This window comes from Xanthovirga aplysinae (assembly GCF_009711365.1).
Lineage (GTDB): Bacteria > Bacteroidota > Bacteroidia > Cytophagales > Cyclobacteriaceae > Xanthovirga > Xanthovirga aplysinae.
The window spans coordinates 1-964 of record NZ_SMMB01000276.1 but is presented as its reverse complement, the minus strand read 5'-3'; the positions used below and the strand labels follow the sequence as shown (position 1 = coordinate 964).

Genomic DNA, 964 nt, shown 5'->3' with positions numbered 1-964 from the left:
CACGGTTTCGCTAAGTTTAGAAGAAATACCGATGGGGGAAGTAATTATATATCCATTTATGGTAATGATACCGCTGCAAATTACATTGAGTCGAATGACGATGGTAATAATCAAAAAAACCTGGTTATTAGAGCCATTTCACGATCTGATGTCAATTCCGGTTGGGGAAGAAATATTTATCTAGAAACAGGTAAACCCGATGACCTTAAAAAGGTAGTCTCGGTTATTGCAGAAACACAAAGTGTTGGTATTAATGAAACTAATCCAAAAGAAGCATTAGATATCAATGGAAACATAAGATCTAATGGTAATATTATTACCTATGGCGGCTTTTCTAAATTTTATTCTTCAGTCAATCAAAATTATAGATTTACAATCAATACAAACGATACTGGAACTTCAGGTGAAGCCTGTATTTATTACTTTGATGAAGTTGGAGGAGCAGGGTTTCAACCAGTTCGAATAAGTTCTAATTCATCCAATCTTGGCCTTTTGGTTAAATATAACGAAGCCATCATGTATGGCAATATAAGAGCCAGCGGAAGCATCACCCCTTCCGATCTAAGAATCAAAACGGAAATCTCACCATTAAACGGCATACTGGAAAAAGTCCGTCATTTACGCCCTATCCGTTACCGCCTAAGAGAAGGAGAAACTAATGAAATCTTTAAAATAGGCTTTGGAGCACAGGAAGTGGAGCCCCTATTCCCGGAAGTTGTCTCCTACGATGAAGAAAGCGACCAATATGGGCTGCATTATGGCAACATCACCGCCATCAATACCGCTGCCATACAGGAAAGCAATGCCCGTATCGATGAATTGGAACGCACCATTGCCCATCAGCAGGAAGAGATTAAAGCCTTAAAGCAACAAATAGATAAACCATCTATCTAAAAAAACCATGTATTTACCTAAGCCAAAATTTTAATGAAACGACTATTTTTTACCGAAGGCGGCCGTATGC

1 protein-coding gene is annotated in these 964 nt (G+C 38.5%); it reads left to right on the top strand.

The genetic code is table 11. The features are described from left to right. On the top strand, positions 1-894 hold an 894-nt coding region (locus tag E1171_RS00710; protein ID WP_155203118.1), incomplete at its 5' end, for a tail fiber domain-containing protein. Between the last annotated feature and the right edge of the window lie 70 nt (positions 895-964).